This window comes from Gordonia sp. C13 (assembly GCF_023218005.1).
Lineage (GTDB): Bacteria > Actinomycetota > Actinomycetes > Mycobacteriales > Mycobacteriaceae > Gordonia > Gordonia namibiensis.
In genome coordinates, this window is the sequence record NZ_JALPSY010000001.1 from 311,715 (window position 1) to 337,158 (window position 25,444).

Here is a 25,444-nt window from a genome sequence, read left to right on the forward strand (position 1 = left end):
GGCGTCAGGCGTCGTGCAAGGCGCCGAGCGCCTCCCCCACCACGTCGAAGGCCAGCGACTGCGAATAGCCGCGGCGTACAAGGAACCCGACGAGCCGGCGCAGGGTCTTCTCCCGTTCGGTACGGTCTGCGAGCACCCGTTCGACGACCGACGGTGTCAGCTTCCGCTCGACGAGTCCGGCGGCGATCTCACGTTCGTCGTCGGGATCGATGTCGGCGAGCGTCTCGGCGATGATCGATTCGGCAATGCCCTTGGTACGGAGTTCGTGGCGCAGCGCCACGCGTCCCTTACCGGAGTTCAGCGAACGGGAACGCACCCATTCCGCGGCGAAGTCGGTGTCATCGAGGAGTTGGTGCTTGTCGAGCCGCGCCATCACCTCGTCGATGGTGTCGGTGTCGAATCCCTTGCGAGTCAACCGCTCCCGCATTTCGTGCCGTGAACGCGCACGGACCCCGAGCAGCCGCAGTGCAGAGTCCCATGCGCTGGGTCCCTGTTTCTGCGTCCGTTCGGGGTCCGTTCGTTCGGGGCTTGATGCCTCGTTCATATCGGATCAGGTGGGACCGATCAGAATTCGACCGGTGCCGGTGCGATGTCGTCGGCATCGACGGTGGCGCCGATGCCGAGCTTCTCCTTGATCTTCTTCTCGATCTCGTCGCGGATGTCGACGTTCTCGAGCAGGAACTTGCGGGCGTTCTCCTTGCCTTGGCCGAGCTGGTCACCCTCGTAGGTGAACCACGAGCCGGACTTGCGGATGAAGCCCTCCGCGACACCCATGTCGATCAGCGAGCCCTCCTTGCTGATGCCCTGGCCGTAGAGGATGTCGAACTCGGCCTGCTTGAACGGCGGCGCGACCTTGTTCTTGACGACCTTCACGCGGGTACGGTTGCCGACCGCGTCGGTGCCGTCCTTGAGGGTCTCGATACGGCGCACGTCCAGGCGCACCGACGAGTAGAACTTGAGAGCCTTACCGCCCGTGGTGGTCTCGGGGGAACCGAACATCACGCCGATCTTCTCGCGCAGCTGGTTGATGAAGATCGCGGTGGTCTTCGACTGGTTCAGCGCGGAGGTCATCTTGCGCAGCGCCTGGCTCATCAGGCGGGCCTGCAGACCGACGTGGCTGTCGCCCATCTCGCCCTCGATCTCGGCCTTGGGCACGAGCGCGGCCACCGAGTCGATGACGAGGATGTCGAGTGCGCCGGAGCGGATCAGCATGTCGGCGATCTCGAGCGCCTGTTCACCGGTGTCGGGCTGCGACACGAGCAGGGCGTCGGTGTCGACACCGAGCTTGGCGGCGTAGTCGGGGTCGAGCGCGTGCTCGGCGTCGATGAACGCGGCGATACCGCCCTGGGCCTGGGCGTTGGCGACGGCGTGCAGCGCCACCGTGGTCTTGCCCGAGGACTCCGGACCGTAGATCTCGACGACGCGGCCGCGGGGCAGACCACCGATACCGAGGGCGACGTCGAGTGCGATCGAACCGGTCGGGATGATCTCGATCGGCTGGCGGGTCTCCTCGCCCAGGCGCATCACCGAGCCCTTGCCGAAGTTCTTGTCGATCTGCGCGAGGGCCAGATCGAGGGCCTTCTCACGGTCTTGAGGCGCAGGTGCCATGGGAGTTCTCCTCGGTTGTGAGCCGGATTTCCGGCGGGTGGTCGGTGCGGTCCGGGCGTTCATGTCTGAAAGGTATCGCGTGGGTCCGACAAGTCCTGCCGGCGCTCCCGGCGCCGGTGATGTTGCCTCGTCGATCCCGATATCTCAGACGCGGCGGCGGTCCGTTCGGTTCCGTCTGGTCACCAGAATGAACGAACAGGTGTTCGATGGCAAGTGTGACACGCGGGCCGCGTCACCACCGCTGACGCGGCACGTCGAAGTCGCGGCAGATGGCGACCCAGACGTCGCGCGGGTCGACGCCGTCGTCGATCGCCTGCGCACCGGTGCGTCCCGCGAACTCGGTGAGCACGTGGTCGACCAGGATCGAATCCGCCCGGGTCACACCGAATTCGGTGGTCATCAATTCGTTGAACTCGGTCAGGCGCACAGCCCCACCCTACGTTCGGCGACCGCCACGGGGTCCACGGTGTCGGCGCCACTCGCACCGATCCGCTCGGCGCACCGGGTGTGGCCGGGGTCGTCGAGGACCGCGCGGACGGCCTCGGAAACACCGGCGACCGTGAGCGGGCGTACCCACCGGCCGGCACCCGCACGCTGGAGGCGGTTGGCCAGTTCCCACTGGTCGCCGCCACCGGGTACCGCGACCACCGGCACCCCGGCGGTCATCGCCTTGGCGAGAATCCCGTGCCCGGAGCCGCAGATGAGCACTCGGGCATGGGCCAGCACCTCGTCCTGCCGTCCGAGTCCCGCGGTGATCGGGGCGGGTCCGTTCCCGCCGAAGCGGGCGAGGTCGTCGGCCGACGGCCGATGCAGGCCCGAGACCACCACCCGGACACGACGGCCCAGTACCCGTTCGGACAACGCCTCGAGTACCACGCCGACCATGTCGGCGGCGCCGGTCTCGGCCGTCGAAGGGGCGAGCACGACCAGTGGTTCGGCGCCATCGGGGCGGGTGAAGACGTCGTCGGTGGGTTCCCACAGCAACGGGCCGATCAGATGGGTGTCGGCGGGCCAGTCGGGGCGCGTCATCTCGAGGCCGGGCAGTGTGGCCACGAACCGCGCGGACGGGCCGTCGTCGACAGCGGGGAGACCGATCGACACCCGTGCGGCAGCACGCTGCCGTTCACCCTTGCGGATGGAGGTCGCGGTCGCGGCGCGCATCAGCGCGTCCCGGAGGCGGCCACGCAGACCGGTTCCCGGCGCGAGGCCCGAACCGATCGGCGGTAGTCCGCGGGACGGCAGGTACAGCGGGTGGGGCGACAGCTCGATCCACGGCAGGCCGTTCAGCTGCGCCGCCCATCCCCCGCACACGGTGATGACGTCGGATACGACGAGGTCGGCGCCGGAATCGGACAGCACGGGCGCCAGCAACTGCGCCATCCGGGCCGCACGGGCGCTGAGCTTGTCCCCGGCGTCGGCGTCGTCGTCGACATCTGTGGCCGCGAGGCCCGGGAGTTCGGCGATGTCGATGCCACGACGGCGGGCGGCATCCGACCAGTTCAGTCCGGTGTAGACCGTTGCCCGGTGCCCCGCCGAGACGAACCGCTCGGCGAGGGCGAACGCCGGGAAGGCATGTCCTGCATCAGAACCCGCGACCAGTGCGACATGCACGCGCCGCGGATCAGTTCTGCGCGGGCGGCTCGGTGTTCGGCGGGGTGGCCTGCGTCGCCGGCTGGCCCTTCTGCAGCGGCGGTGCGGTGGCACCGGCGGACGGCAGGGCGTCACCGCGCATGCTGGCGCGGATCTGCTCGAGGCGCGAGTGGCCGGCCATCTGGATACCGGCCTGCTCGACCTCCTGCATCCGGCCCTGGACCGAGTTCTTCGCCAGCTCGGCCGAACCGAGGGCATTGGCGTAGCGGCGTTCGATCTTGTCGCGCACCTGGTCGAGACTCGGGGTGTTGCCGGGGACCGACAGTTCGCTCATCTGGTTGAGCGATGCGCTGACCTGCTCCTGCATCTTCGCCTGCTCGAGCTGGCTGAGCAGCTTGGAGCGCTCCGCAAGCTTCTGCTGGAGGACCATCGCGTTGCGCTCGACGGCCTTCTTCGCCTGATCCGCCGCCTGCAGCGACTGGTCGTGCAGCGACTTGAGGTCTTCGACGCTCTGCTCGGCGGTCACCAGCTGGGCCGCGAAGGCCTCGGCGGCGTTCGTGTACTCGGTGGCCTTCTGGGTGTCCCCGGCGGCTGCGGCCTGATCGGCGAGTGTCAGCGCCTGGCGGGTGTTGGCCTGCAGGCGTTCGATGTCCTCGAGCTGCCGGTTCAGCTTCATCTCGAGCTGTCGCTGGTTGCCGATGACCGAGGCGGCCTGCTGCGACAGCGCCTGATGCTGACGCTGAGCATCTTCGATCGCCTGCTGGATCTGGACCTTCGGGTCGGCGTGTTCGTCGATCTTCGCGTTACCGAGTGCCGTCAGGTAGCGCCACAACTTCACGAACGGGTTCGCCATGCTCTACGTCACTCCATTCAAGGGTTTGAGAACTGTGCAGACCAATCTAGTGGCTGCGCGTTCCCGTTTGGGCCACAGCACGCCGAATGGTCATTCGGACGATCTGGGGATCAGGCAGCGGCCAGTGCGGTCGCGTCGTGGCGTCCGGCAGGTGCGGGGATGACCACCTTGGTCGCGGTGATGCCGGCCTCGGCGACCTCGGGGGCCACGGTCTCGGCGGGACGCATCGCGTGTCCGACGTCGAGGAGGAGGTCGGCGATCTCGACGTCGAGCGCGTCACAGATCGCTGCGAGCAGCTCGCTCGAGGCCTCCTTCTGACCGCGCTCCACCTCTGAGAGGTAACCGAGACTCACGCGTGCACCGGTGGACACCTCACGCAGGGTCCGACCTTGCTGCGTGCGGACCCGACGAAGGCTGTCGCCGAGCGCCTCACGTAAGAGCATCGCCATCGAGTCTCCTCTCCCTGTTCACTCCTCAGCCAACGCCTCACGCGGCCGGAACGTTCCCTGGCCACGGTTCCCCCGACAGTAGTCGAACTCAGCGGCCCGCGCCGGTTCCTCCGACGGCCCGTCGCGTCTGCGGCGCCGGGGCCGGATCGGGGGCGTCGGTGGCGGACCCGCCGGAGCGCACCTTGACCGCCTGCCAGGTGTAGTCGAGCCCCGTGTAGATGGTCACGATCACCGCGAGACCCATCAGGATGCCGGCGGCGATCTGCCATCCCCCGCCGAGGGGCGCCAGGTACAGACCGATGGCGACCGCCTGCAGAAGAGTCTTCAGTTTCCCGCCGCGACTGGCGGGGATCACCTTGTGTCGCAGCACCCAGAAGCGCAGCGCCGTGACCCAGAGTTCGCGGGCGATGATCACCGCGGTGACCCACCAGGGCAGGATGCCGAGGATCGAGAGTCCGACCAGCGCACCACCGATGAGGGCCTTGTCGGCGATCGGATCGGCCATCTTGCCGAAATCGGTGATCAGACCGCGCCGCCGGGCGATGCGCCCGTCGTACCGATCGGTCAGGGCGGCGACCGCGAAGACGACCGTGGCGACTGTGCGCCACACCGTGGACTCACCGGACTCCATGAACAGGGCCGCCAGGAACACCGGGACCAAGACGATCCGGAAGACGGTGAGTGCGTTGGCGATGTTGACCACCGGGACCGGGTCGACGGGATCGGTGATGTGGTCCGGCCCGCGGCCCACATTTGCGATACCTTTTTCGTCGACGGCCCGCCGAATGCGATCGGTCATGAGCACACCCCCGGGCGCGGACGTGTTCCGCGATACACGGGAATTCTCATACGCACGCTCAACAGGGTATCGGCCCGCGCCGTGCTGAAGGTAAACCGGGCCGTTGCGCGCGGCACGCGCGCCATGTCGGCGGGGACGCGCGCGCGGACGGAGGACTAAGGTGATTTCCCATGTCCCCCGTCTCCCCGGAGCCCGCCGACCCCGACTCAACGGCGGATCCCGTTGCGCCCGAACCGACTACTGGCGATGTCGTGGTGCGGCGCGCGCGCACCTCGGACGTGCCGCGCATCAAGGAACTGATCGACAAGTACGCGGGCAAGATCCTCCTGGAGAAGAACCTCGTCACCCTTTATGAGTCGGTGCAGGAATTCTGGGTCGGCGAACTCGACGGGGAGGTCGTGGGCTGCGGAGCGCTCCACGTGCTGTGGGCCGATCTCGGCGAGGTCCGCACGGTCGCGGTCGACCCCACGTTCTCCGGGCGCGGTATCGGTCACAAGATCGTCGGCCGGCTGATGGAGATCGCCCGCGAACTCGAGCTGTCCCGCGTCTTCGTGCTGACCTTCGAGACGAGCTTCTTCGCCAAGCACGGTTTCAGCGAAATCCAGGGCACCCCGGTCACGCGGGAGGTGTTCGAGGAGATGTGCCGTTCCTACGACACCGGTGTCGCCGAGTTCCTGGACCTGAGTTACGTCAAACCCAACACCCTGGGTAACACCAGGATGCTGGCCACCATCTCCCAGGAGTGAGCAGATGCCCTTTTTCGCCGTCCAGTACACCTACCGTCCGGCCAAGGCCGCACTCCGCGACCAGCACCGGCCGCTGCACCGGGAATGGCTCGGCGAGGAGAACAAGGCGGGCAATGTGCTCGTCGCCGGTCCGTACCCGGACGGGTCGGGCGCGCTGATCATCATCAGCGCGGCCGACCTCGAGGCCGCCGAGGCGTTTCTCGCCAACGACCCGTTCCAGGCGCACCAGGCCGTCGACGCCGTACGGATCGACGAGTGGAATCAGGTCTTCGGACCCTTCTGACGGCTCGCGTCAGGTCTGCGATTGATCCTTGTCGATCGCTGACCTGCTCTTCACCAGGCTCGCGACGGTGGTGACCGCGAGGACACCGATGATCACCGACAGCGACACCGGCGTCGAGATCTCCGGGACGCTCACGTGTTCGCCGCCGTTGACGAACGGCAGCGTGTTCTCGTGCAGGGCGTGCAGCACCAGCTTGGTGCCGATGAACGCGAGGATGATCGACAGGCCGACCGAGAGGTAGACGAGCCGGTCGAGCAGGCCACCGAGCAGGAAGTAGAGCTGACGCAGGCCCATCAGGGCGAATGCGTTGGCGGTGAACACCAGGTAGGGCTCCGAGGTCAGGCCGTAGATCGCGGGGATGGAGTCGAGGGCGAACAGCACGTCGGTGAAGCCGATGACGATGAGGACCATCAGCATCGGGGTCGCGAGCCGCTTGCCGTTGACGCGGGTGAACAGCTTGTCGCCGTCGTAGGTGTCATGAGTGCGCAGGAAGCGCTTCACGAAGCGTTCGAGCCTGCTCTCACGCTCCTCCTCGTGTTCGACGGGATCGTCGCTCTCGCGGATCAGCTTGACCGCGGTGAAGATCAGGAACGCGCCGAACACGTAGAACACCCAGCTGTAGGTGTTGATCGCGGCCGCGCCGACGGCGATGAAGACACCGCGCATGCCCAAGGCCATCACGATGCCGAGCAGCAACACCTTCTGCTGGTACTCCGGCGGGACGGCGAAGCGCGCCATGATGATGACGAACACGAACAGGTTGTCCACCGAGAGCGCCTTCTCGGTGACGTAGCCGGCGAAATACTCCCCGCCGAAGGTGCCGCCCCACTTCCACCACACGAACACACCGAAGACGACGGCGATGGAGATGTAGACCGTCGACCAGACGGCCGATTCCCGCAGTGACGGCGCATGAGGCACGCGCACGTGGGAGAAGAAGTCGAACACGAACAATCCGAGGATCACCGCAACGGTGATCAGCCACACGGATACAGAGACATCCACAGTTTTCCTCCAGCAGGCAGCTTCAACTGACGAGCCAGAGGTCTCTCCCACCGGAACATCGGGGGCCGACGCTCCGGGTCACCGAGGCGGCGATGATCGGCATCACCGCGGATCGGCACCGTATTGACGGAGACGCCGCGTCGGGGATACTCCCCTCATGGATCTGGCGGCCAGCCTACCGGATACCGGCAGGCGGCCGCCGTGATCCCTGCTCAGACGGTTTTCAGCCCGCCTGTTCTCACGCCTCGGCCGACTCGTCGTCCCCGCCGCCGGTGATGGAGGCGATGACCCCGGCGAGGTCCTCGGGCTTGACGAGCACCTCGCGCGCCTTGGAACCCTCGCTCGGTCCGACGACGCCGCGGGTCTCCATGAGGTCCATCAGGCGTCCGGCCTTGGCGAACCCGACGCGCAGTTTGCGCTGCAGCATCGACGTCGAGCCGAACTGGCTGGAGACGACGAGTTCGATCGCCTGCAGCAGGTCGTCGAGGTCGTTGCCGATGTCGCTGTCGATGTCCTTCTTCTCGCCGGCCTTTGCCGCGGTGACACCCTCGGTGTACTCGGGTTCGGCCTGTTCCTTGGTGAAGTCGACGACGGCCGCGATCTCCTCGTCGGAGATGTAGGCCCCCTGCATGCGGATGGGCTTGTTGGCGCCCATCGGCAGGAACAGTCCGTCACCCATGCCGATGAGTTTCTCGGCACCGGGCTGGTCGAGGATGACTCGCGAGTCGGTCAGCGACGACGTGGCGAATGCCAGGCGCGACGGCACGTTGGTCTTGATCAGACCGGTGACGACGTCGACCGACGGACGCTGCGTCGCGAGCACCAGGTGGATGCCGGCGGCGCGGGCCTTCTGGGTGATGCGCACGATCGCCTCTTCGACGTCGCGCGGTGCGGTCATCATCAGGTCGGCGAGCTCGTCGACGATGGCGAGGATGTACGGGTACGGCTTGTACACCCGCTCGCTGCCCAGCGGGGTGGTGATCTCGCCGGACCGCACCTTCGCGTTGAAGTCGTCGATGTGACGAACCCGCGAGGCCTTCATGTCCTGGTAGCGCTGCTCCATCTCCTCCACCAGCCACGCGAGGGCGGCGGCAGCCTTCTTCGGCTGCGTGATGATGGGGGTGATCAGGTGCGGGATGCCCTCGTACGGGGTGAGTTCCACCATCTTCGGGTCGATGAGGATCATCCGGACCTGCTCGGGGGTGGCGCGGCTGAGCAGCGACACCAGCATCGAGTTGACGAAGCTCGACTTGCCCGAACCGGTCGAACCGGCGACGAGCAGGTGCGGCATCTTCGCCAGGTTCGCGCTGACGAAATCGCCTTCGATGTCCTTGCCGAGACCGATGACGAGCGGATGCTTGTCCTTTCGGGTCGACGGCGCGCTGAGGACGTCGGCCAGGCGGACCATCTCCCGGTCGGCGTTGGGCACCTCGATACCGACCGCGGACTTGCCGGGGATCGGCGCGAGCAGGCGGACGTTGTCGGTCGCCGCGGCGTAGGCGATGTTGCGCTGCAACGCGGTGATCTTCTCGACCTTCACCCCCGGTCCGAGTTCGACCTCGTAGCGGGTGACCGTCGGTCCGCGGGTGTAGCCGGTGACCGCCGCGTCGATCTTGAACTGTTCGAGGACGCCGGTCATCCGGTCGATCATCTCGTCGTTGGCGCTGGTGCCCGCCTTCGGCGGATCGCCCTCGAGCAGCAGGTGCGGGGGCGGCAGGATGTAGTCGCCCTCGGCGGCCGGCTCCGACGGCGCGAACGCCTCGTCGTCGAGGTCGGGCTCCGGTTCGGGTTCGGGTGCCGGCTTGGGAGCCGGGCGGGCGGCCGGCGTCGTACGACGCGCAGTTGCCGGCCGGGCCGGGGGTTCGATGACCTCGGTCATCTGCTCGTCGGCGGCGTTGTCCCCGAACGGCTCGGTGAACGCGTCGGCGAAGTTCTCGGTGACCGCTTCCTCGATCGGCTCCTCGGCGACCTTGGCCGGCTTGCGGCGCGATCGGCTCACCGGCCGCGACGGGGTCTCGTCCGGCGGGTAGTTGTCGTACGGGTTCGACGAGTACGAGCGACGGGTCGCGCGTGAACCGAAGGCGTCGGCATCGTCGTCGGCGTCGCCCGCCGCGGGATCGCCGAAGTCGGGGTCCTCGTAGTTCTCGGCGTCCTCATCCCAGTCGAGGTCGCTCTCCCACGGCGCGTCGTCGGCGCCGGGCACACCCAGTCCGAGGTATCCGGCGGCGGCGTCGACGACCTCACGCACCGTGCGTCCGCTGAGGATCAGGACACCGAAAGCCATGCACAGCAACAGGATCGGCACCGACACCCAGGCGGTGACGCCCGTGGTGAGCGGCGTGCCGATGGCGAAACCGACGAAACCCGCCGCCGACGAACGGCCCGGCAGATCCAACGGTGAACCGGCGACGAGGTGCATGATGCCCAGCAACGGCAGCACGACCAGGGCACCACCTTCGAGGTAGCGACCACGACGTTCGGGTGCCGGGGGGCGTCGCATCAGCATGATCGCGACCACGACCAGCGCCACCGGCACGATGACCGCCGCGGAGCCGACGATCGCGCGGATCAGCGCCTCGATGAAGGCGCCGACGGGTCCGGCGGCACCGAACCAGACACTGGCCGCGAACAGCAGACCCAGCGCGAGCAGGCCTAGTGCCACGCCGTCCCGGCGATGACTGTGCCCCTGACCGCGCGAGGCCTGCCCACGCGGACCGGGCGCACCACCGGCGTCCACGTCGTCGTAGTCGTCGTCCGCGTCGATGGCGTCCAGGTCGAAATCATCGTCGTCGAACGAACGCGACTCGGTGCGGGGTCCACGGCCGACGCCGGAACCCACGCGGGCCGCGCTGCCGACACCGCGGGCGAACAGCGACCAGCCCGCGCCGATCCCCTTCCCCACCGCGGAAGCACCGGCGGCGGCCACCGAACGCCGGTGGAGATCGACCGACTCGGCCGACGCGGAGGTGTTCCGGCGACGCGGCGTCGCGGTGGCGGACTGCCGGGTGCGGGATCCGGTGCCCGTGGAACGGTTCGACGCGCGGGACGACCCGGACTTGCCCGCACCGGAGCGTGCGGAACCGGTACGGGTCGACGACTTGCTCGCCCCGCCCCTGCTCGCGGTGCTCTTGCCGGACCGGCTCGCGCCCGAGCGTGCAGCCGACCCGGTCGACCGTCCGGTGCTCTTGCCACCCGACCGTGTGCCGGATGTCCTCGCCCCAGACGCGGACGTGCGCGTACCCGTGCTTGCCTTCGAAGCCATACCGACAGACTAGTCGGCAGCGTTCACTTCAGTCACACGGGCAACACTGATAACGGCGATGTGTCGAAGTTGTTACCCGTCCGCATCGCCGACACACCTACAGGCCGTGAGAACTGTCACGAACCGCGGCGATCGCATCCGGATCGCCGTCGAAGGTGACCGCCACGGGGCGGCGTCCGAACGCGAACAGGACGAGTTCGCCGATCGATCCCGTCACGACGACGTCCTTCCCGGAGCCGACGCTGACGAGGTCCTCACCGGCGGTCGTGCGCAGGGTGACGCGCGCGGGAATCTTCTTCAGCGTCATCCTCGCCATCGACGTGACCGGAGTGCGCAGCTCGGCCTCGAGTTCGGGCGACAGCATCCGCGGCGTCCAGCGCCCCTCCGGGTCCGCTCCCCCGCGCAGCACGTCCTCGTGGTGGACGAACATCTCGGCGAGGTTGGCGAACCGGTCGACGAGTTTGAACGGCGAGTAGACCGGCGGTCCGGACGCGAGGTCGTCGAGCAGCTCGTCGAAGTCCCGCCGGGCGGCCTTGGTCCGCACCTTCTCGGTGTACCCGGCGAAGGCCGGGATCAGGATGCCCGGCCCGGTGTCGGGGCGTCGTTCGCGGACGACGAGATGAGCCAACAGATCGCGGGTGGTCCAGCCCTCACAGAGGGTGGGCGCATCCGGGCCCACCTTCTTCATGGTCTCGACGAGAGCCGCTCGTTCCTCCTGTGCACCGGTCACCCAGCCCACAGTAGCGAGAAACTAGTCGGCGCCGACCGCGAGCACCGTCGGCACGATCATCGGGCGACGGCGGTAGGTGTCGGAGACCCAGCGGCCCACCGCGCGCCGGATTCCCTGTGCGATTCGGTGCGCATCGCTGACGCCCTCGGCGGCCAGCGAGTCGAGGACCTGGTCAACGAGGTCGGCGGCCGACTTGAGCGCATCCGGGTCGTCGGAGAAGCCACGGCCGGAGACCTCCGGCGAGCTGACCGCGCGACCCGTCGTCGCGTCGATGGCGACGGTGATCGCGATGAACCCGCCCTCGCCGAGCACGAGACGCTCGGACAGGGTCGACTCACCCACGTCGCCGACCGACAGTCCGTCGACGTAGACGTGTCCGACCGGGACGCGTCCGACGATCTCGGCGCGACCGTCGACGAGGTCGACCACGACGCCGTCCTCGGCGAGCACCACGCGGTCCTCGGGCACACCGGTCGCGACCGCCAGCGCCGCATTCGCGCGTAGATGGCGCCATTCGCCGTGCACCGGCATCGCATTCGACGGCCGCACCGCGTTGTACAGGTAGAGCAGCTCGCCGGCCGAGGCGTGGCCGGATACGTGGACCTTCGCGCTCTGCTGAGTGATCACCGTGGCGCCACGCTTGGCCAGGCCGTTGACCACCGCGAAGACCGAGTTCTCGTTACCCGGGATCAGCGAGGACGCGAGCACGACGAGGTCGTCGGCACGGATGTTGATCTGGCGGTGCTCGCCACGTGCCATCCGCGACAGCGCCGACAGCGGCTCACCCTGCGAACCGGTGGAGATCAGCACCACGCGGTGGTCGGGAAGCGTTGCGGCGGTGTCGATGTCGACGACCACCCCGTCGGGCATCGACAGGTAGCCGAGGTCCTGCGCGATCTGCATGTTCCGCACCATCGACCGGCCGACGAAGCAGACGCGCCGGTTGTGGGTATGCGCGACGTCGATGATCTGCTGGATGCGATGTACGTGACTGGCGAAGGACGCGACGATGACGCGCTGCTTGGCCTTGCCGATCACCTGGTCGAGGACCCCGCCGATCTCGCGTTCGGGGGTGACGAAGCCGGGGACCTCGGCGTTGGTCGAGTCGACGAGGAACAGGTCCACGCCCTCGTCGCCGAGGCGACTGAAGCCGGCGAGGTCGGTCAGGCGACCGTCGAGCGGCAGCTGGTCGAGCTTGATGTCGCCGGTGTGCAGCACGACGCCCGCAGGCGTGCGGATCGCCACGGCGATGGCGTCGGGGATCGAGTGGTTGACCGCGAAGTACTCGCAGTCGAACGGACCGTGGGTGGTCCGCTCCCCCTCGGTGACCTCGACGAGCTTCGGCCGCAGGCGGTGCTCCCGGCACTTGGCGTCGACGAGGGCGAGCGTGAACTTCGAACCGACGACGGGGATGTCGCTGCGCAGCCGCAACAGGAACGGGATCGCGCCGATGTGGTCCTCGTGGCCATGGGTGAGGATCACCGCGTCGACGTCGTCCATGCGGTCTTCGATGTAGCGGAAGTCCGGGAGGATGAGGTCGACACCGGGCTGCTGATCCTCGGGGAACAGCACGCCGCAGTCGACGATCAGGAGGCGGTCGTCGTATTCGAAGACGGTCATGTTGCGGCCGATCTCGCCGATACCGCCGAGCGCGACGATCCGTAGCCCGCCCTTGGGCAGGCGGCGCGGGGTGCCGAGCCGATCGACGGGCGCCGGGGCCGCCTGCTCGTTCCGACGGCCGCCGCGGGAGTCGCCGCCGCGTTCGTGGCGGCCGCGTCGACCACCGGACGACGATCCGGACTTCGGCTTGCCGGCGTGCTTGGGTGCGGTCTCCGCCTTCCCGGGGGCCTTGCGGACCGGAACCGCGTCGGGCGCGGTGGTGGCCGGAACCGTGTCGACCGGTACCGCTTCCACCGGGACGGACTCGGCCGTTGCCGGAGACACCGGCGGCGTACTGGGCGGTCCGGCCTTACGGGAGGCGGCGCGGCGTCGGGTGCGCGGCATCCGCGCTTCGGAACCGTTGGTGTCGCTGCCGGTGTTGTCGGTCATCAGGCGAGAACACCTGCCGCACGTAGATCCACGATCAGCTCCTCGATCTGAGGCCCGGATGCGGGCACCTGTGGCAGGCGCGGGTCGCCCACCTCGAGTCCGAGAATGCGCAGCGCCGCCTTCACCATCGTGACACCTCCGAGGCGTCCCATGGCGTTGACGAGCGGGAGCATCGACGTGTTGAGGGTCCGCGCCGTGGCGAGATCCCCCTTCTCCACCGCGATCTGCATCTCGCGCAGGCGATCCGGCACCAGGTGCCCGATCACACTGACGAAGCCGGTCGCACCGATCGACAGCCACGGCAGGTTGAGTGCGTCCTCGCCCGAGAGGTATTCGAGCTTGGTGGTGGCGATGAGGCCGGCGGCCGAGTGCAGGTCGCCCTTGGCGTCCTTGACGCCGCGGATGTTCGGGTGCTCGGCGAGCGCCAGCATCGTCTCGTTGGCGATGGGCACGACCGAGCGCGGCGGGATGTCGTAGAGCAGCACGGGAAGTGCCGTGGCGTCGGCGACGGTCCGGAAATGCGCGAGCAGGCCGGCCTGCGGCGGCTTGGAGTAGTACGGGGTCACCACGAGCAGACCGTGGGCGCCGATCTTCTCCGATTCGATCGCGAACCGCACGCTCTCGGCGGTGTCGTAGCTACCGGCACCCTGGGTGATCCGGGCGCGGTCGCCGACGGCGTCCAGCACGACGCGCAGCAGGTCGAGCTTCTCGGGCACGGTGGTGGTCGGCGACTCGCCGGTGGTGCCGGACACGACCAGCCCGTCACAACCCTTGGACACGAGGTGGTCGGCCAGGACGGCGGCCTTGTCCAGATCGAGACTTCCGTCGGGACGGAAGGGGGTCACCATCGCCACCACGTTCGTCCCGAAGGGATGCTCGTGCAGCGGTTCCTGGACTGCGTTCATGGTGCTAAAGGCTACCGCCTCCGTATCCGTGACGGGTCTCACCCTTCCAGCACGAACGGTGAGGTCGCGACCTCGGTCCCGTCGGCGAGCGTGCCGATCTCGAAATCGCCGAAAACAGTGGGCGCCACCTGCATCAATTGCCGCAGGCATTCGACGGCGAGCTGCCGGATCTCGACGTCGGCGTGCTCGGTGGCGCGCATACCGACGAAGTGCCGCCATGCCCGGTAGTTGCCCGTCACGACGATCTTGGTCTCGGTGGCGTTAGGGAGCACGGATCGCGCGGCCTGACGTGCCTGCTTGCGGCGCAGGATCGCGTTCGGCACGTCGGCGAACTTCGCCTCCAGCGCGTCGAGGAGCTCGGTGTAGGCCTCGCGGCTCGCGTCGGTGGCGGCGGTGAAGAGTTCCTCGAGGTGCTCGTCGCCGACGATCGCGGGCGGCGCGACGACGTTGGAGTCGTGTTCGGGCACGAAGCGCTGCGAGAGCTGCGAGTAGGAGAAGTGCCGGTGGCGGATCAGCTCATGGGTGCACGAGCGCGAGATCCCGGAGATGTAGAAGGTCACCGAGGCGTGTTCGAGCAACGACAGGTGCCCGACCTCGAGGATGTGCCGGAGGTAGCCGGCGTTGGTGGCGGTGCGGGGGTTGGGCTTGTCCCAGCTCTGATAGCAGGCGCGGCCGGCGAACTCGACGAGCGCCTCACCGCCCTCGGCGTCCGTGCTCCACGGCACGTCCTCGGGCGGGGTGAACTGGGTCATGGCGACCATCTGCACCTTCAGCGGCACCAACTCGGACACGCAGTCCCCTCCATTCGACGTTTGTGTGACCCGATTGTCCCCCACCGCTCCACCGGGCTCGGATTCGGCCTGAAGTCGCGGTCCACGGTGGGTAAGGTCCCTATGTGTCCACTCGGCATGAGTCCACCCGACGGACTTTCCTGCGAACCGGTGCGGTCGTCACCGGCGCCGCCCTCACGGTGCCCGCCCTCGCCGAATCCGGCCCGGCGCAGGCTGCCCCACGGAACGTCTTCGTCCACGGCGTCGCCTCCGGCGATCCGCTGCCCGACGCGGTCATCCTGTGGACCCGAATCACCCAGTCCCCCGCGTCGACGCCGGGTTCCGGTGTGGGACAACCGTGTTCGGTCCGCTGGGAGATCGCTCAGGACGCGGGTTTCGGTGCGATCGTCGGTTCCGGGGTCGAGCAGACGTCGGCCGAGCAGGACTTCACCGTCAAGGTCGACGCCACCGGGCTGAGTCCGCGGACGACCTACCACTACCGATTCACCGTGACATCGGGACCGGCCGCCGGGGCAGTCTCGCCGGTCGGCACCACCCGCACCGCTCCCGCCACGAGCGCCGATGTCGCACGGATCCGCTTCGGCGTCGTGTCCTGCGCCAACTGGGAGGCGGGTTACTTCTCGGCCTACCGGCACCTCGCCGCCCAGCCCGGACTCGACGCGGTGCTCCATCTCGGCGACTACTTCTACGACTACCAAACCGGCCGCTACACAGGGAAAACCGGAACAGTCCGGGTCCACGACCCACGCCACGAGGTCGTCGCGCTGCGCGACTACCGGACGCGTCACGCCCAGTACAAGACCGACCCGGACCTCGCCGCACTGCACCGGAAGGTGCCGTTCATCCCCGTCTGGGACGACCACGAGACCGCCAACGACGCCTGGAGCGGCGGCGCGGAGAACCATCAGCCGAACGAGGGGCCGTGGCCGGTCCGGCGCGCCGCCGCGCTACGCGCCTACTCCGAGTGGATGCCCATCCGCCCCGGCGTCGACCCGCAGGGCCGACACCTGTTCCGCCGGCTGCGGTTCGGGAAACTGCTCGAACTGTCGATGCTGGATCTGCGCTCCTACCGCGACCTGCAGGTGAGCGCGCGGTCGGCGAGCATCGACGACCCGGCTCGCACGATCATGGGCAAGGCGCAGATGTCGTGGCTCACCAACGGGCTCATGTCGTCGGAGACTCGCTGGAAGATCGTCGGCAACCCGGTGATGATCACGCCGGTGCTGATCCCGCCGCTCGATCCGGCGACGACCGGCGCGGTCACCTCGATGCTCGGGATCCCGAAGGAGGGAATCCCCTACAACGCCGATCAGTGGGACGGGTACGCCGCCGACCGCCGGCGTCTGCTCGACTCCATCCGGACCAACCGCGTCGACAACGTCGTGTTCGTGACCGGCGACATCCATTCGTCGTGGGCCTGCGATGTCCCGGTCGACGTGGCGAACTACCCCGGAGCCGGGACCGTCGCCACCGAACTCGTCGGCACCTCGGTCACGGCGACCAACGTCGACGACATGTTCAACGTGCCGCCGGACACCGCCGGCGTCGCGGCATCGGCGGCGTTCCGCACGGCGAACCACCACGTGCGTTTCTGCGAGCTGGACGCGCACGGGTACTCGGTCCTCACCGTCACCCCAGCCGCGACCCAGATGGACTGGTACTTCGTGCACAACAAGATCGACCCGAGGTCGGGCCAGTTCTACGCCAAGTCCTACCGGGTGCGCAACGGTACGCAGCGGGTCGAGCCGGTCGGACGACCCGCCGTCTAGCTCTGCTCCAGGATCGCCGACAGCTTGGCGTGGGTGTCGGGCCAGCCGTGCACGGCGATCGAGGTGATGCCGAGCGCCTTGACCGGGTAGTCGTTGCCGCCCTCGTCGAGGCGGTCGCCGAAGAACAGGATGTCCGAGGTGCTCAGGCCGAGGATGTCCATCAGCTTGAGCGCGCCGTACGCCTTGTCGATGCCCTTCTTGGTGACGTCGACCGACGTCGAACCGCCGCTGCGAACCTCGAGGTCGGGCAGCCGCTCGGCGGCGTAGGCGCGCAGCGACTCCTTCTTCGCGCCGTCCGGGTCCCAGGCGGCCTTCGCGTCGACCGGGGCCTTCTGTCCCAGTGCGCTGAAGGTGATCTGGCTGCCGCGGTCCTCGAGGATTTCGCCCCAGGTCTCGCTCTCCCAGATCCCGAGTTCCTTGGCGCCGGTCTCGAGGACGTCGAGGGTGCGCTTCTTCTCGTCGTCGGTGAGGTACTCGGCGTAGACGGTCTCCCACTCGTTGCCCGACCAGCGGACGTACTGGGTGCCACAGGTGGGCATCAGATGGAGGTTGCCGACCGAGTCGAAGGTGCCGAGACGCGCGAGGACCTGCTTGGAGAACTGGGTGAAGTTGCCGCCGGAGATGATGCACCCGAGGCTGACGTCGAGCATCCGGCGGAGCAGGTCCACCATCTGGTCGTCGAGCGGGCTCTTAGAGGGTGCGAGTGTGTCGTCGAGGTCGAACATCACCAGGCGGTAGTCGTTGCCGTCATACGACACGGTCATCGTCGGTTCTCTCCTTCAGGTCGTCCCCGGGTGTGTGTTCCGCTGGTTCGCGGCCTCCCGATGCTCAGCATCCCATCACGGCCCGGAGGTCGCGCGCGAGGTCACCCTTCGTACCCACCGACACGTCGTCGAGGTCGAGCCACCCCGCGAAAGTGCGCAGGTCGTCGGCCAGTCGCTCGGCGACGACGCCGCGATCGTGTCCGGACTCACAGAAGGCGCCCAGTACCAACAGGGTTCGGGACCTGCGGTCGGCCTTGAGGTCGACGCGTGCGGCGATGTCGGTGCCCAGCAGGTAGGGCAGCACGTAGTAACCGTGGACGCGCTTGTGCTCGGGGACGTAGATCTCGATGCGGTAGTGGAAGTCGAAGAGGCGCTCTGCTCGTGGCCGGAAGAAGACGAGCGGGTCGAACGGCGAGAGGATCGCCGAGGTGTCGATGCGTCGCGGCATCGGCGCGCCGTCGGCGAGATACGCGGGGTCTCGCCATCCCTCGACCGAGACCTCGTGCAGCACACCGGCATCCACGAGGTCGGCGACGGCCGGCCGGGCGTCGGCGGGTTTGAGGCGGTAGTAGTCGGCGAGGTCGGCGACGGTCGCGACGCCGAGGGACCGAGCCGCCCGGGCGATGAGATCCCGGTGCGCCTGCGCACGGTCCGGATGCTGCGCGGCGATGTCGGCGCCGACGACCCGTTCGGTGAGGTCGTAGTGGCGCATGAAGTTGCCGTTGCGGACCGCCGACAGGTCGCCGGCGGCGAACATCGCCTCGCACAGGTGCTTGATCTCGCCGCGCTGCCACCAGCTCCCGGCGGTGCCCGGTTCGCGTTCGATGCCGAGCTTCTCCTCGATGGTCCGCGGCATCGCGGCACCGATCTCCTCGATCACTCTGCGGACGTCCTCGGCGAGACTCCGGTTGCGGCGCATGACCTCCCGGGTGTGCCGGTACCGTCCGTCGGCGAACTCATCCATTCGCCAACGGAACAGCGGCCAGTCGTCGACCGGGATGAGAGCGGCCTCGTGCGCCCAGTACTCGACGAGCAGACGCTTCCCCCGGACCGGCTGCCAGGCCGCGCGATGCAGGAGGTCGGGATCGTAGGGTCCGAGCCGGCTGTAGAGCGGCATGAAATGGGCCCGCGCGACGATGTTGACCGAGTCCATCTGGAGCAGACCTGTCCGGCCGACGACCCGTTTGAGGTGGGCCATGGTCGGGGTGCCCGACGGTGCACGGTCGGCGAATCCCTGTGCGGCGAGCGCGGTTCGACGCGCCTGGGCCGGGGAGAGACGCTCCGGTGCCATCAGCGCGTGTAGTCGACGAATCGGTAGGCGGTACCAGTGGTGGAGGTCTGCCACTCCCCCTTGTCGGCGACGGTCCACTCGGGACCGATCTCCGGCGCGAACGCGTCGGCTCCGGGTACGTCGACGTCGATCTCGGTCACGCAGAGTTCCGTCGCGTACTGCATTGCGAGCTGGTAGATCTCACCGCCGCCGATGACACCCACCGTGTCGCCGTCGGCCAGGCTCAACGCCTCGTCGATCGTCCGGGCGGTCAGCGCACCGTCGGCGGACCACTCCGGGTTGCGGGTGACCACGATGTTGGTGCGGCCCGGCAGCGGCCGGAACTTCGGCGGCAGGGAGTCCCACGTCTTGCGGCCCATGACGACCGCGTTGCCGAGGGTCTTCTCCTTGAACCGCGCCATGTCCTCGGGGACGCGCCACGGGATGGTGTTGTCGCGACCGATCGCGGCGCCCTTGCCGGCGACCTCGCGACCCTGCGCCCAGACGAGCCGGACCCGGCGGGTCACACCGCCACCGGCGCCTTGATCGCGGGGTGCGACTGGTATCCGACGATCTCGATGTCGTCGAACTCGTAGTCGAAAATCGAATCCCGCTTGCGCAGTTCGAGTTTCGGGTACGGGTAGGGCTCACGCGAGAGCTGCAGGGTCACCTGGTCGACGTGGTTGTCGTAGATGTGGCAGTCGCCACCGGTCCACACGAACTCGCCGACCTCGAGGCCCGCCTGCTGCGCCATCATGTGCGTCAGCAGCGCATACGACGCGATGTTGAACGGCACGCCGAGGAACAGGTCGGCCGAGCGCTGGTACAGCTGACAGGAGAGCTTGCCGTCGGCGACGTAGAACTGGAAGAACGCGTGGCACGGCGGCAGCGCCATCTGCGGGATCTCCCCCACGTTCCACGCCGACACGATGTTGCGTCGCGAGTCGGGGTTGGTCCTGAGTGTCTCGAGGGCTGCGGAGATCTGGTCGATCTGCTCCCCCGACGGCGTCGGCCAACTGCGCCACTGGACGCCGTAGATGGGTCCGAGGTCACCGTTCTCGTCGGCCCACTCGTCCCAGATGGTCACGCCGTGCTCCTGGAGCCAGCGGACGTTGGAGTCGCCGCGCAGGAACCAGAGGAGCTCGTAGATGATCGACTTGAGGTGCACCTTCTTGGTGGTGATCAGCGGGAAGCCCTCGGCGAGGTCGTACCGCAGCTGATGACCGAAGACGCTCTTGGTTCCCGTCCCGGTGCGATCCGCCTTCGGGGTGCCCGTCTCGAGCACGAGGCGCAGCAGGTCCTCGTACGGAGTGGGGATCGTCCCGGTCGATGAGATGTCGCGGATGGCCGTGCTCACGGGTGTCAGTCTAGGCAAAGCCCCCGGAGCATCGCCGGGCGCACGACACGTCGCCATCTCCCACTGTGACTGCAGTGACGCGTGTGACTTCGGGGGTATCCTCTTCCCGTGGCCACTCGCAGCACCACCCGTGCCAACCGCTATGCCAAGCGGCGTCGTAAGCGCGTCGCCTCCCGCGACAACGACCTCACCGACACGCAGTGGCTCGCGCTGCAGGAGGCCTGGGGTGGGTGCGCCTACTGCGGCGCGGACGGTGTCGCCCTTCAGCGCGATTGCATGCTCGCCATCTCCCGCGGGGGCCGCTACACAGTGACCAACGTCGTCCCGTGCTGCGGTTCGTGCAATGCGAGCAAGTGCAATTCCGAGGTCACGTCGTGGATGCGCCGCAAGAAGCTCGACGAGAAGGCGTTCCTGGTGCGCCAGTACGAGGTCAGCAAGCTCCTCGCCGACGTCGAGTAGCTCTCGACCACCGGCCCCATTGGCAGGACGCCGCGCCTGATCAGCAGTAATCTCTGTGCGCAAGAAACATGGTCGCGGCAAGGAGAAGAGCCGATGAGTTTCGAGATCTCCTCGGGTACACGCGGCGCCTGGGCACCCAAGGGCCCGTTCGTCCGCCTCGTGAACAGAGTCCTCGCTCCGATGATCCGCCGGAAGGGTCAGTTCGGCGGGATGAACGCTCTCGTGTTGACGACCGTCGGCCGAAAGAGCGACCAGGAACGGCAGAGCCCGCTCGCCTGGTTCCCCGGCCCCGACGGCAGCTGGCTGATCGTGGCGTCGGCCAACGGCGCCGCCAGCAACCCCGGCTGGTATCACAACCTGCGCGCCAACCCCGACCAAGCCCGGATCGACGTCGACGGCAAGACCATCGAGGTCCGCGCCCAGCAGCTCCAGGGCGAGGAACGCGCGCAGGCCTGGGCGGAGATCAGCAAGAACGAACGCTTCGCCGCCTACCAGGAGAAGACCGACCGGCAGCTGCCGGTCATCAAGCTGACCGCCAAATAGCCACAAAGCCACCACTTTTCGGCAAACCCAGCACCCCGGCGGGTGGTGATTCTGCCGAAAAACGGTGGGTTTACGGATCAGCCCATCAGCTGCGCGGCAACCGTTGCACCCAACTCCCAGCACGCTTCGCGGTCGTCTTTGCTCGGGGCGCCGGAGACGGTCACGTACTCAGCCGATTTCACCCAGCCGAGTCCGGTGGTGATGGTGTCGACGGCCTTGGCCGCGCCCTCGGTCCCCTGATTCCCGTGGAGATAGAGCCCGAACGGGCGGCCCTGCGTCGAGTCGAGGATCTGGTAGTAGCTGACGTCGAAGGCGTGTTTCAGTGCGCCGCTGATGTATCCGAGGTTGGCCGGGGTTCCCAGTATGTAGCCGTCGGCTTCCAGGAAGTCGCTCGCGGTCACCGCCAGCGCGGCTCGACGCACCACCTCGACGCCCTCGATCTCCGGGTCGGTGGCACCGGATAGGACCGCCTCGAACATCTCCTGACACGCCGGCGACGGCGTGTGGTGGACGATCAAAAGTCGCTTGTCCGCCATCACGACCTCCCCGCGAACGCCAGTAACCGATCGGCCGCGCTGTCCGACGCCGGTTCGATCGGCGCCTCGAACATCCCGGCGGCGCGCAGCTCCTCGATGACGGGAGCGGCATCGGTGAGCACGAAGTCGACGAGCCCCTCTGACGGCGACCATTCGGCGTCGAGGCCCACGCACAGATCGTGGGAGTGCAAGGCCAGCTCCATGATTCGCATCACCAGAAGCTGATGGCCGGGGCGTCGGCCGGCACGATGATCGACCTCGACGTCGAGGTCGGCAGAATCGACCGCGGCCCGAAAGGCGTTGTCGCTACGCCAGAACTCGGCGACCGGGTCACCGGCACCCACGTAGTCGACGTCCCGCGTCGTCAGGGTGTCGGCGGCGCTCGCACCCTCGAGGAGCATGGCGTAGCGGTAACCGCCGCCGACGAGGTGGTTGATCAGGTCGCGGTTGGCCCATCCCGCGCACCCGCTTGCCTCACCAAGCTTTTCGGGGCCCACGTTGGCCAGGTGGTCGGCCCAGAGACGAGCGGCCTCGTCGAGCAAGCTCGTCGGATCGCTCATCTGGCCCGGCCCCTACTGCTCGCGTCCGTGGAACTGTGCGACCGCGCGCTTCATCATCGCGCGGGCGCGGGGACGATCGCCGGCGTAGTCGTACGCGCGGGCGATGCGGTAGGTGTTGCGCCAGTTCTCGGGGTCCGCCTCCCATTCGGCTTTGACCTGGGCGAACAGCTCGTCGGCGGCGTCGCGCTCCATCCGGCCCGAGGCACGGTGCGGGAGATTGGAGATGTCGAGCTCGCGACCCTCCTCGGCCATGATCGCGGCGAGCTTCTGGTGTTCCAGACCCGCGCGCAGCGTCGCGTAGATGAGCCACGCACCGATAAGCGGCAGGGCGATGACGCCGATCCCCAGGCCGATTCCCGCGGCGGACCCCGTGGCGATCAGCTGGAAACCGCGCCAGCCGAGCAGCACAAAGTAGACGATCAGCGCGACGACGAGGAACCCGATCATCCAGACGATCGGCCGTGCGTCCTTCTTCTTCGGCCCCAGCCGCGGCGCACCGCCCTCGGTGTCGCCGGTGTGGGTGCCCTCGTCGTGCGTGCCCGCGTCGTCTGAGTGATCGTCAACCATGGGATCAGAGGTCCATCAGTTCTTCGAGTCCGATTGTCAGACCGGGGCGGTCCCCGATGCTGCGCACGCCCAGGAGTACACCCGGCGCGAACGACGACCGGTCGAGCGAGTCGTGGCGGATGGTCAGCGTCTCCCCCTCGGTCCCGAGCAACACCTCCTGGTGGGCGACGAGGCCCGCGAGACGCACCGAGTGGACGTGCACGCCGTCGACCACAGCTCCTCGCGCGCCGTCGAGTTCGGAGGTGGTGGCGTCGGGACTCGCCCCGACCCCGGCCTCGGCGCGCGCACGGCCGATCAGCTCTGCGGTCCGGTACGCGGTGCCCGACGGGGCGTCGGCCTTCTGCGGGTGGTGCAGTTCGACGACCTCGACCGAGTCGTAGTATTTGGCGGCCTGCGCGGCGAAACGCATCGACAGGACGGCGCCGATCGCGAAGTTCGGGGCGATGAGCACGCCGACCTTCGGGTTCTCGGCGAGCCAGCCGCGGACGGTCTCGAGGCGTTCCTCGGTGAATCCGGTGGTACCGACGACGGCGTGAATCCCGTTGGCGATAAGGTACTTCAGGTTGTCCATCACGACGTCGGGGTGGGTGAAGTCGACGACGACCTGGGTGTCGGTGTCGGAGAAGAACTCCAGCGAGTCACCCTTGTCGACGCCCACGGTGTAGGTGAGGTCGTCGGCGTTCTCGACCGCCGTGACGATCGCCTGTCCGACCTTGCCCTGACTGCCCAGGACGCCCACCTTGATACCGCTCATGTCCACCCTCTTCGATCTCGACGTGTCAACGGGTCTCAGTCTAGTGGCGAGGCCCTTCTCAATAGATCGGCGCATCGCCGCGGCGATGCTCGAAGACCAGCGACGTGGTGGTGCCCGCGACCTCGCGACGGCTGTTGAGTCGCTCGACGAACTGGCGGAGCGCCTCGGTGTCGGCGGTCGCCACATGCAGCATGTAATCGTCGGCGCCGGCCAAGAAGAACACGTCGATCACCTCGTCGTAGGCGGCGATCTCGCCGACGAACTGCCGGATCCGCCCGCGCGCGTCGGATTGGAGGCTGACGGCGACCATGGCGCGCAGCGGGCGCCCGACGGCGGCCGGGTCGACGTCGGCGAAGAATCCACGGATGACACCGAGTTCGACGAGCCTTCGCATACGGCCGTGACACGTCGACGCGGCGATCCCGACGCGTTGTGCCAGCTCACTGTTGGGCATACGTGCATCGGACTGCAGGAGCTTCAGCAATTCGCGGTCCGTCGCGTCGAGCTCGCCGGGCTGAACATCCTTCGGTGCGGCAGGCATCACACCCTCCTGACCGGAAACATCTTCGCCATGATCAGCCTCTCAAGAATCTTCTTCACGAATATTGTGACACTTCTGAAGTTCCTTCACGCTTGAGACAGCTTATCTGCACAAACTTCGAAACGAGAGGGAGCATCATGCGCGTCGGGATCCCCACCGAGACCAAGAACCACGAGTACCGCGTCGCCATCACCCCGGCGGGCGTCGCCGAGCTGCACCACCGCGGCCACGACGTGATCATCCAGGCGGGTGCCGGTGAGGGGTCGGCCATCGCCGACAACGACTACAAGGCCGCCGGCGCGCAGATCCTCGGCACCGCTGCCGAGGTCTGGGACCAGGCCGAGCTGCTGCTCAAGGTCAAGGAGCCGATCGCCTCCGAGTTCGACCTCATGCGCGAGGGCCAGACGATCTTCACCTACCTCCACCTGGCCGCCGGCAAGGAGTGCACCGATGCGCTGCTGGCCTCGGGCACCACGTCCATCGCCTATGAGATGGTCCGCTCCGCCGACGGCGCACTCCCCCTGCTGGCCCCGATGAGTGAGGTCGCCGGCCGGCTCGCCCCTCAGGTCGGCGCCTATCACCTGATGAAGTCCGAAGGCGGCCGCGGCGTGCTCATGGGCGGCGTCCCCGGCACCGAGCCCGCCGAGGTCGTGGTCATCGGCGGCGGCGTCAGCGGCGTCAACGCGGCGACGGTCGCCGTCGGCATGGGTGCCCAGGTCACCGTCTTCGACCTCGACATCGCCAAGCTCCGGGCGATCGACGCCCGGTTCGCCGGCCGGGTCCACACCCGCTACAGCACCAAGCTCGCGCTCGACGAGGCGGTCAAGAAGGCCGACCTGGTCATCGGCGCGGTCCTCGTCCCCGGCGCGAAGGCACCGGTCCTGGTGCCGAACAGCCTTGTCGCACAGATGAAGCCGGGTGCGGTTCTCGTCGACATCGCGATCGACCAGGGTGGTTGCTTCGAGGACTCACACCCCACGACCCACGCCGACCCGACCTTCACCGTGCACGACACCACCTTCTACTGCGTGGCCAACATGCCCGGCACGGTCGCCCGCACGTCCACGCAGGCGCTCACCGGCGCGACCCTCCCCTACGTGTTGCGTCTGGCCGATCAGGGCTGGGAGGAGGCATGCTCCACCGATCCGGCACTGGCGTCGGGTCTGAGCACCCACCGCGGGGAGCTGTTCACCGCCGAGGTCGGCGAGGCGCTCGGTCTCCCCGTCGCGGCGATGCCGTTCGCGCACAACTGAT

General features: G+C 67.9%; 28 protein-coding genes. 6 read left to right on the top strand and 22 right to left on the bottom strand.

Annotation, left to right across the window (positions count from 1 at the left end; genetic code table 11):
- Window positions 1-4: 4 nt before the first annotated feature.
- From M1L58_RS01450 to pgsA, 7 genes are all read right to left on the bottom strand, one after another.
- Entirely contained in the window at window positions 5-544 is a 540-nt protein-coding gene (locus M1L58_RS01450; RefSeq protein WP_154882630.1) for a regulatory protein RecX, read from the bottom strand.
- Window positions 545-564: 20 nt separating this feature from the next.
- Complete coding sequence (gene recA, locus M1L58_RS01455; protein WP_006866461.1) at window positions 565-1,608, bottom strand: recombinase RecA; 1,044 nt, start codon at window positions 1,606-1,608, stop codon at window positions 565-567.
- 232 nt (window positions 1,609-1,840) lie between these two features.
- Window positions 1,841-2,035 (bottom strand): DUF3046 domain-containing protein, encoded by a 195-nt coding sequence (locus M1L58_RS01460; protein WP_006866462.1) that lies wholly within the window; start codon window positions 2,033-2,035, stop codon window positions 1,841-1,843.
- Entirely contained in the window at window positions 2,026-3,219 is a 1,194-nt protein-coding gene (locus M1L58_RS01465) for a glycosyltransferase (RefSeq protein WP_248657568.1), read from the bottom strand. Before M1L58_RS01465 ends, M1L58_RS01460 begins: the two co-directional genes overlap by 10 nt.
- Window positions 3,220-3,229: 10 nt before the next feature.
- Window positions 3,230-4,051: a phage shock protein PspA gene (gene pspA, locus M1L58_RS01470; protein WP_006866464.1), complete on the bottom strand. Its 822-nt coding sequence runs from the start codon at window positions 4,049-4,051 to the stop codon at window positions 3,230-3,232.
- Between the two features lie 110 nt (window positions 4,052-4,161).
- Window positions 4,162-4,500 (bottom strand): helix-turn-helix domain-containing protein, encoded by a 339-nt coding sequence (locus M1L58_RS01475; protein WP_248657569.1) that lies wholly within the window; start codon window positions 4,498-4,500, stop codon window positions 4,162-4,164.
- A gap of 88 nt (window positions 4,501-4,588) precedes the next feature.
- On the bottom strand, window positions 4,589-5,299 hold the full coding sequence (pgsA, locus tag M1L58_RS01480; RefSeq protein WP_040535902.1) for a CDP-diacylglycerol--glycerol-3-phosphate 3-phosphatidyltransferase: 711 nt from the start codon (window positions 5,297-5,299) through the stop codon (window positions 4,589-4,591).
- A 170-nt stretch (window positions 5,300-5,469) separates the two neighbouring features.
- On the opposite strand from pgsA, the gene M1L58_RS01485 reads away from it, so the two are divergent.
- Both M1L58_RS01485 and M1L58_RS01490 read left to right on the top strand, forming a co-directional pair.
- Window positions 5,470-6,045: an amino-acid N-acetyltransferase gene (locus M1L58_RS01485; protein ID WP_248657570.1), complete on the top strand. Its 576-nt coding sequence runs from the start codon at window positions 5,470-5,472 to the stop codon at window positions 6,043-6,045.
- A gap of 4 nt (window positions 6,046-6,049) precedes the next feature.
- Window positions 6,050-6,328: a YciI family protein gene (locus M1L58_RS01490; protein WP_248657571.1), complete on the top strand. Its 279-nt coding sequence runs from the start codon at window positions 6,050-6,052 to the stop codon at window positions 6,326-6,328.
- A 9-nt stretch (window positions 6,329-6,337) separates the two neighbouring features.
- Here M1L58_RS01490 and M1L58_RS01495 read toward each other — a convergent pair whose 3' ends face one another.
- The 6 genes from M1L58_RS01495 to thyX form a co-directional block, all read right to left on the bottom strand.
- Window positions 6,338-7,333 (bottom strand): TerC family protein, encoded by a 996-nt coding sequence (locus M1L58_RS01495; RefSeq protein WP_248657572.1) that lies wholly within the window; start codon window positions 7,331-7,333, stop codon window positions 6,338-6,340.
- Window positions 7,334-7,571: 238 nt separating this feature from the next.
- Window positions 7,572-10,595 (bottom strand): DNA translocase FtsK, encoded by a 3,024-nt coding sequence (locus tag M1L58_RS01500; RefSeq protein WP_248657573.1) that lies wholly within the window; start codon window positions 10,593-10,595, stop codon window positions 7,572-7,574.
- A gap of 97 nt (window positions 10,596-10,692) precedes the next feature.
- Window positions 10,693-11,325: a TIGR03085 family metal-binding protein gene (locus tag M1L58_RS01505; protein ID WP_040535886.1), complete on the bottom strand. Its 633-nt coding sequence runs from the start codon at window positions 11,323-11,325 to the stop codon at window positions 10,693-10,695.
- 21 nt (window positions 11,326-11,346) lie between these two features.
- Window positions 11,347-13,374 carry an RNase J family beta-CASP ribonuclease gene (locus M1L58_RS01510; RefSeq protein ID WP_248657574.1) on the bottom strand — a complete coding sequence of 676 codons (2,028 nt, stop codon included), beginning with the start codon at window positions 13,372-13,374 and terminating at the stop codon, window positions 11,347-11,349.
- A complete protein-coding gene (gene dapA / locus M1L58_RS01515) occupies window positions 13,374-14,279 on the bottom strand; it encodes a 4-hydroxy-tetrahydrodipicolinate synthase (RefSeq protein ID WP_005197420.1) in 906 nt (301 codons plus the stop codon). The genes M1L58_RS01510 and dapA overlap by 1 nt, the downstream gene beginning before the upstream one ends.
- A gap of 38 nt (window positions 14,280-14,317) precedes the next feature.
- Window positions 14,318-15,070, bottom strand: a complete 753-nt coding sequence (gene thyX, locus M1L58_RS01520) for an FAD-dependent thymidylate synthase (protein WP_006359542.1) — start codon at window positions 15,068-15,070, stop codon at window positions 14,318-14,320.
- 104 nt (window positions 15,071-15,174) lie between these two features.
- Here thyX and M1L58_RS01525 point away from each other — a divergent pair, with 104 nt between their 5' ends.
- Entirely contained in the window at window positions 15,175-16,839 is a 1,665-nt protein-coding gene (locus M1L58_RS01525) for an alkaline phosphatase D family protein (protein WP_248657575.1), read from the top strand.
- Here the strand turns inward: M1L58_RS01525 and M1L58_RS01530 are convergent.
- The 4 genes from M1L58_RS01530 to M1L58_RS01545 form a co-directional block, all read right to left on the bottom strand.
- A complete protein-coding gene (locus tag M1L58_RS01530) occupies window positions 16,836-17,603 on the bottom strand; it encodes an HAD-IIB family hydrolase (protein WP_006866476.1) in 768 nt (255 codons plus the stop codon). The two genes, M1L58_RS01525 and M1L58_RS01530, sit on opposite strands and share 4 nt — an antisense overlap.
- 64 nt (window positions 17,604-17,667) lie before the next feature.
- The gene (locus tag M1L58_RS01535; protein ID WP_248657576.1) at window positions 17,668-18,894 is read right to left on the bottom strand and encodes a winged helix-turn-helix domain-containing protein; all 1,227 of its coding nucleotides are present in this window, start codon (window positions 18,892-18,894) and stop codon (window positions 17,668-17,670) included.
- Window positions 18,894-19,400 (bottom strand): dihydrofolate reductase, encoded by a 507-nt coding sequence (locus M1L58_RS01540; RefSeq protein WP_248657577.1) that lies wholly within the window; start codon window positions 19,398-19,400, stop codon window positions 18,894-18,896. Before M1L58_RS01540 ends, M1L58_RS01535 begins: the two co-directional genes overlap by 1 nt.
- A complete protein-coding gene (locus M1L58_RS01545; RefSeq protein ID WP_248657578.1) occupies window positions 19,397-20,230 on the bottom strand; it encodes a thymidylate synthase in 834 nt (277 codons plus the stop codon). The genes M1L58_RS01540 and M1L58_RS01545 overlap by 4 nt, the downstream gene beginning before the upstream one ends.
- Before the next feature lie 108 nt (window positions 20,231-20,338).
- On the opposite strand from M1L58_RS01545, the gene M1L58_RS01550 reads away from it, so the two are divergent.
- Complete coding sequence (locus M1L58_RS01550; protein WP_154882645.1) at window positions 20,339-20,689, top strand: HNH endonuclease; 351 nt, start codon at window positions 20,339-20,341, stop codon at window positions 20,687-20,689.
- 93 nt (window positions 20,690-20,782) lie between these two features.
- Entirely contained in the window at window positions 20,783-21,232 is a 450-nt protein-coding gene (locus tag M1L58_RS01555) for a nitroreductase family deazaflavin-dependent oxidoreductase (RefSeq protein WP_248657579.1), read from the top strand.
- 77 nt (window positions 21,233-21,309) lie between these two features.
- On the opposite strand, the gene M1L58_RS01560 is transcribed toward M1L58_RS01555, so the two are convergent.
- The 5 genes from M1L58_RS01560 to M1L58_RS01580 are packed head-to-tail and all read right to left on the bottom strand — an operon-like array spanning window position 21,310 to window position 24,190.
- Window positions 21,310-21,768 (bottom strand): flavodoxin family protein, encoded by a 459-nt coding sequence (locus M1L58_RS01560; protein WP_232719482.1) that lies wholly within the window; start codon window positions 21,766-21,768, stop codon window positions 21,310-21,312.
- Window positions 21,768-22,328, bottom strand: coding sequence for a TIGR03086 family metal-binding protein (locus tag M1L58_RS01565; protein ID WP_248657580.1), 561 nt, complete (start codon window positions 22,326-22,328; stop codon window positions 21,768-21,770). Before M1L58_RS01565 ends, M1L58_RS01560 begins: the two co-directional genes overlap by 1 nt.
- A gap of 12 nt (window positions 22,329-22,340) precedes the next feature.
- Window positions 22,341-22,895: a hypothetical protein gene (locus tag M1L58_RS01570; protein WP_154882649.1), complete on the bottom strand. Its 555-nt coding sequence runs from the start codon at window positions 22,893-22,895 to the stop codon at window positions 22,341-22,343.
- A gap of 4 nt (window positions 22,896-22,899) precedes the next feature.
- The gene (gene dapB / locus M1L58_RS01575) at window positions 22,900-23,649 is read right to left on the bottom strand and encodes a 4-hydroxy-tetrahydrodipicolinate reductase (protein WP_143932012.1); all 750 of its coding nucleotides are present in this window, start codon (window positions 23,647-23,649) and stop codon (window positions 22,900-22,902) included.
- A gap of 58 nt (window positions 23,650-23,707) precedes the next feature.
- On the bottom strand, window positions 23,708-24,190 hold the full coding sequence (locus M1L58_RS01580; RefSeq protein ID WP_006866487.1) for an Lrp/AsnC family transcriptional regulator: 483 nt from the start codon (window positions 24,188-24,190) through the stop codon (window positions 23,708-23,710).
- Window positions 24,191-24,327: 137 nt separating this feature from the next.
- On the opposite strand from M1L58_RS01580, the gene ald reads away from it, so the two are divergent.
- Window positions 24,328-25,443, top strand: coding sequence for an alanine dehydrogenase (gene ald, locus M1L58_RS01585; RefSeq protein WP_248657581.1), 1,116 nt, complete (start codon window positions 24,328-24,330; stop codon window positions 25,441-25,443).
- Window position 25,444 lies beyond the last annotated feature (1 nt).

Bases quoted from the DNA above. Each gene is read 5' to 3' on its own strand.
- M1L58_RS01450 (WP_154882630.1), bottom strand. From the start codon at position 544: ATGAACGAGGCATCAAGCCCCGAACGAACGGACCCCGAACGGACGCAG.
- recA (WP_006866461.1), bottom strand. From the start codon at position 1,608: ATGGCACCTGCGCCTCAAGACCGTGAGAAGGCCCTCGATCTGGCCCTC.
- pspA (WP_006866464.1), bottom strand. From the start codon at position 4,051: ATGGCGAACCCGTTCGTGAAGTTGTGGCGCTACCTGACGGCACTCGGT.
- M1L58_RS01475 (WP_248657569.1), bottom strand. From the start codon at position 4,500: ATGGCGATGCTCTTACGTGAGGCGCTCGGCGACAGCCTTCGTCGGGTC.
- pgsA (WP_040535902.1), bottom strand. From the start codon at position 5,299: ATGACCGATCGCATTCGGCGGGCCGTCGACGAAAAAGGTATCGCAAAT.
- M1L58_RS01485 (WP_248657570.1), top strand. From the start codon at position 5,470: ATGTCCCCCGTCTCCCCGGAGCCCGCCGACCCCGACTCAACGGCGGAT.
- M1L58_RS01490 (WP_248657571.1), top strand. From the start codon at position 6,050: ATGCCCTTTTTCGCCGTCCAGTACACCTACCGTCCGGCCAAGGCCGCA.
- M1L58_RS01500 (WP_248657573.1), bottom strand. From the start codon at position 10,595: ATGGCTTCGAAGGCAAGCACGGGTACGCGCACGTCCGCGTCTGGGGCG.
- M1L58_RS01510 (WP_248657574.1), bottom strand. From the start codon at position 13,374: ATGACCGACAACACCGGCAGCGACACCAACGGTTCCGAAGCGCGGATG.
- dapA (WP_005197420.1), bottom strand. From the start codon at position 14,279: ATGAACGCAGTCCAGGAACCGCTGCACGAGCATCCCTTCGGGACGAAC.
- M1L58_RS01530 (WP_006866476.1), bottom strand. From the start codon at position 17,603: ATGACCGTGTCGTATGACGGCAACGACTACCGCCTGGTGATGTTCGAC.
- M1L58_RS01535 (WP_248657576.1), bottom strand. From the start codon at position 18,894: ATGGCACCGGAGCGTCTCTCCCCGGCCCAGGCGCGTCGAACCGCGCTC.
- M1L58_RS01555 (WP_248657579.1), top strand. From the start codon at position 20,783: ATGAGTTTCGAGATCTCCTCGGGTACACGCGGCGCCTGGGCACCCAAG.
- M1L58_RS01560 (WP_232719482.1), bottom strand. From the start codon at position 21,768: ATGGCGGACAAGCGACTTTTGATCGTCCACCACACGCCGTCGCCGGCG.
- M1L58_RS01565 (WP_248657580.1), bottom strand. From the start codon at position 22,328: ATGAGCGATCCGACGAGCTTGCTCGACGAGGCCGCTCGTCTCTGGGCC.
- M1L58_RS01570 (WP_154882649.1), bottom strand. From the start codon at position 22,895: ATGGTTGACGATCACTCAGACGACGCGGGCACGCACGACGAGGGCACC.
- dapB (WP_143932012.1), bottom strand. From the start codon at position 23,649: ATGAGCGGTATCAAGGTGGGCGTCCTGGGCAGTCAGGGCAAGGTCGGA.
- M1L58_RS01580 (WP_006866487.1), bottom strand. From the start codon at position 24,190: ATGCCTGCCGCACCGAAGGATGTTCAGCCCGGCGAGCTCGACGCGACG.
- ald (WP_248657581.1), top strand. From the start codon at position 24,328: ATGCGCGTCGGGATCCCCACCGAGACCAAGAACCACGAGTACCGCGTC.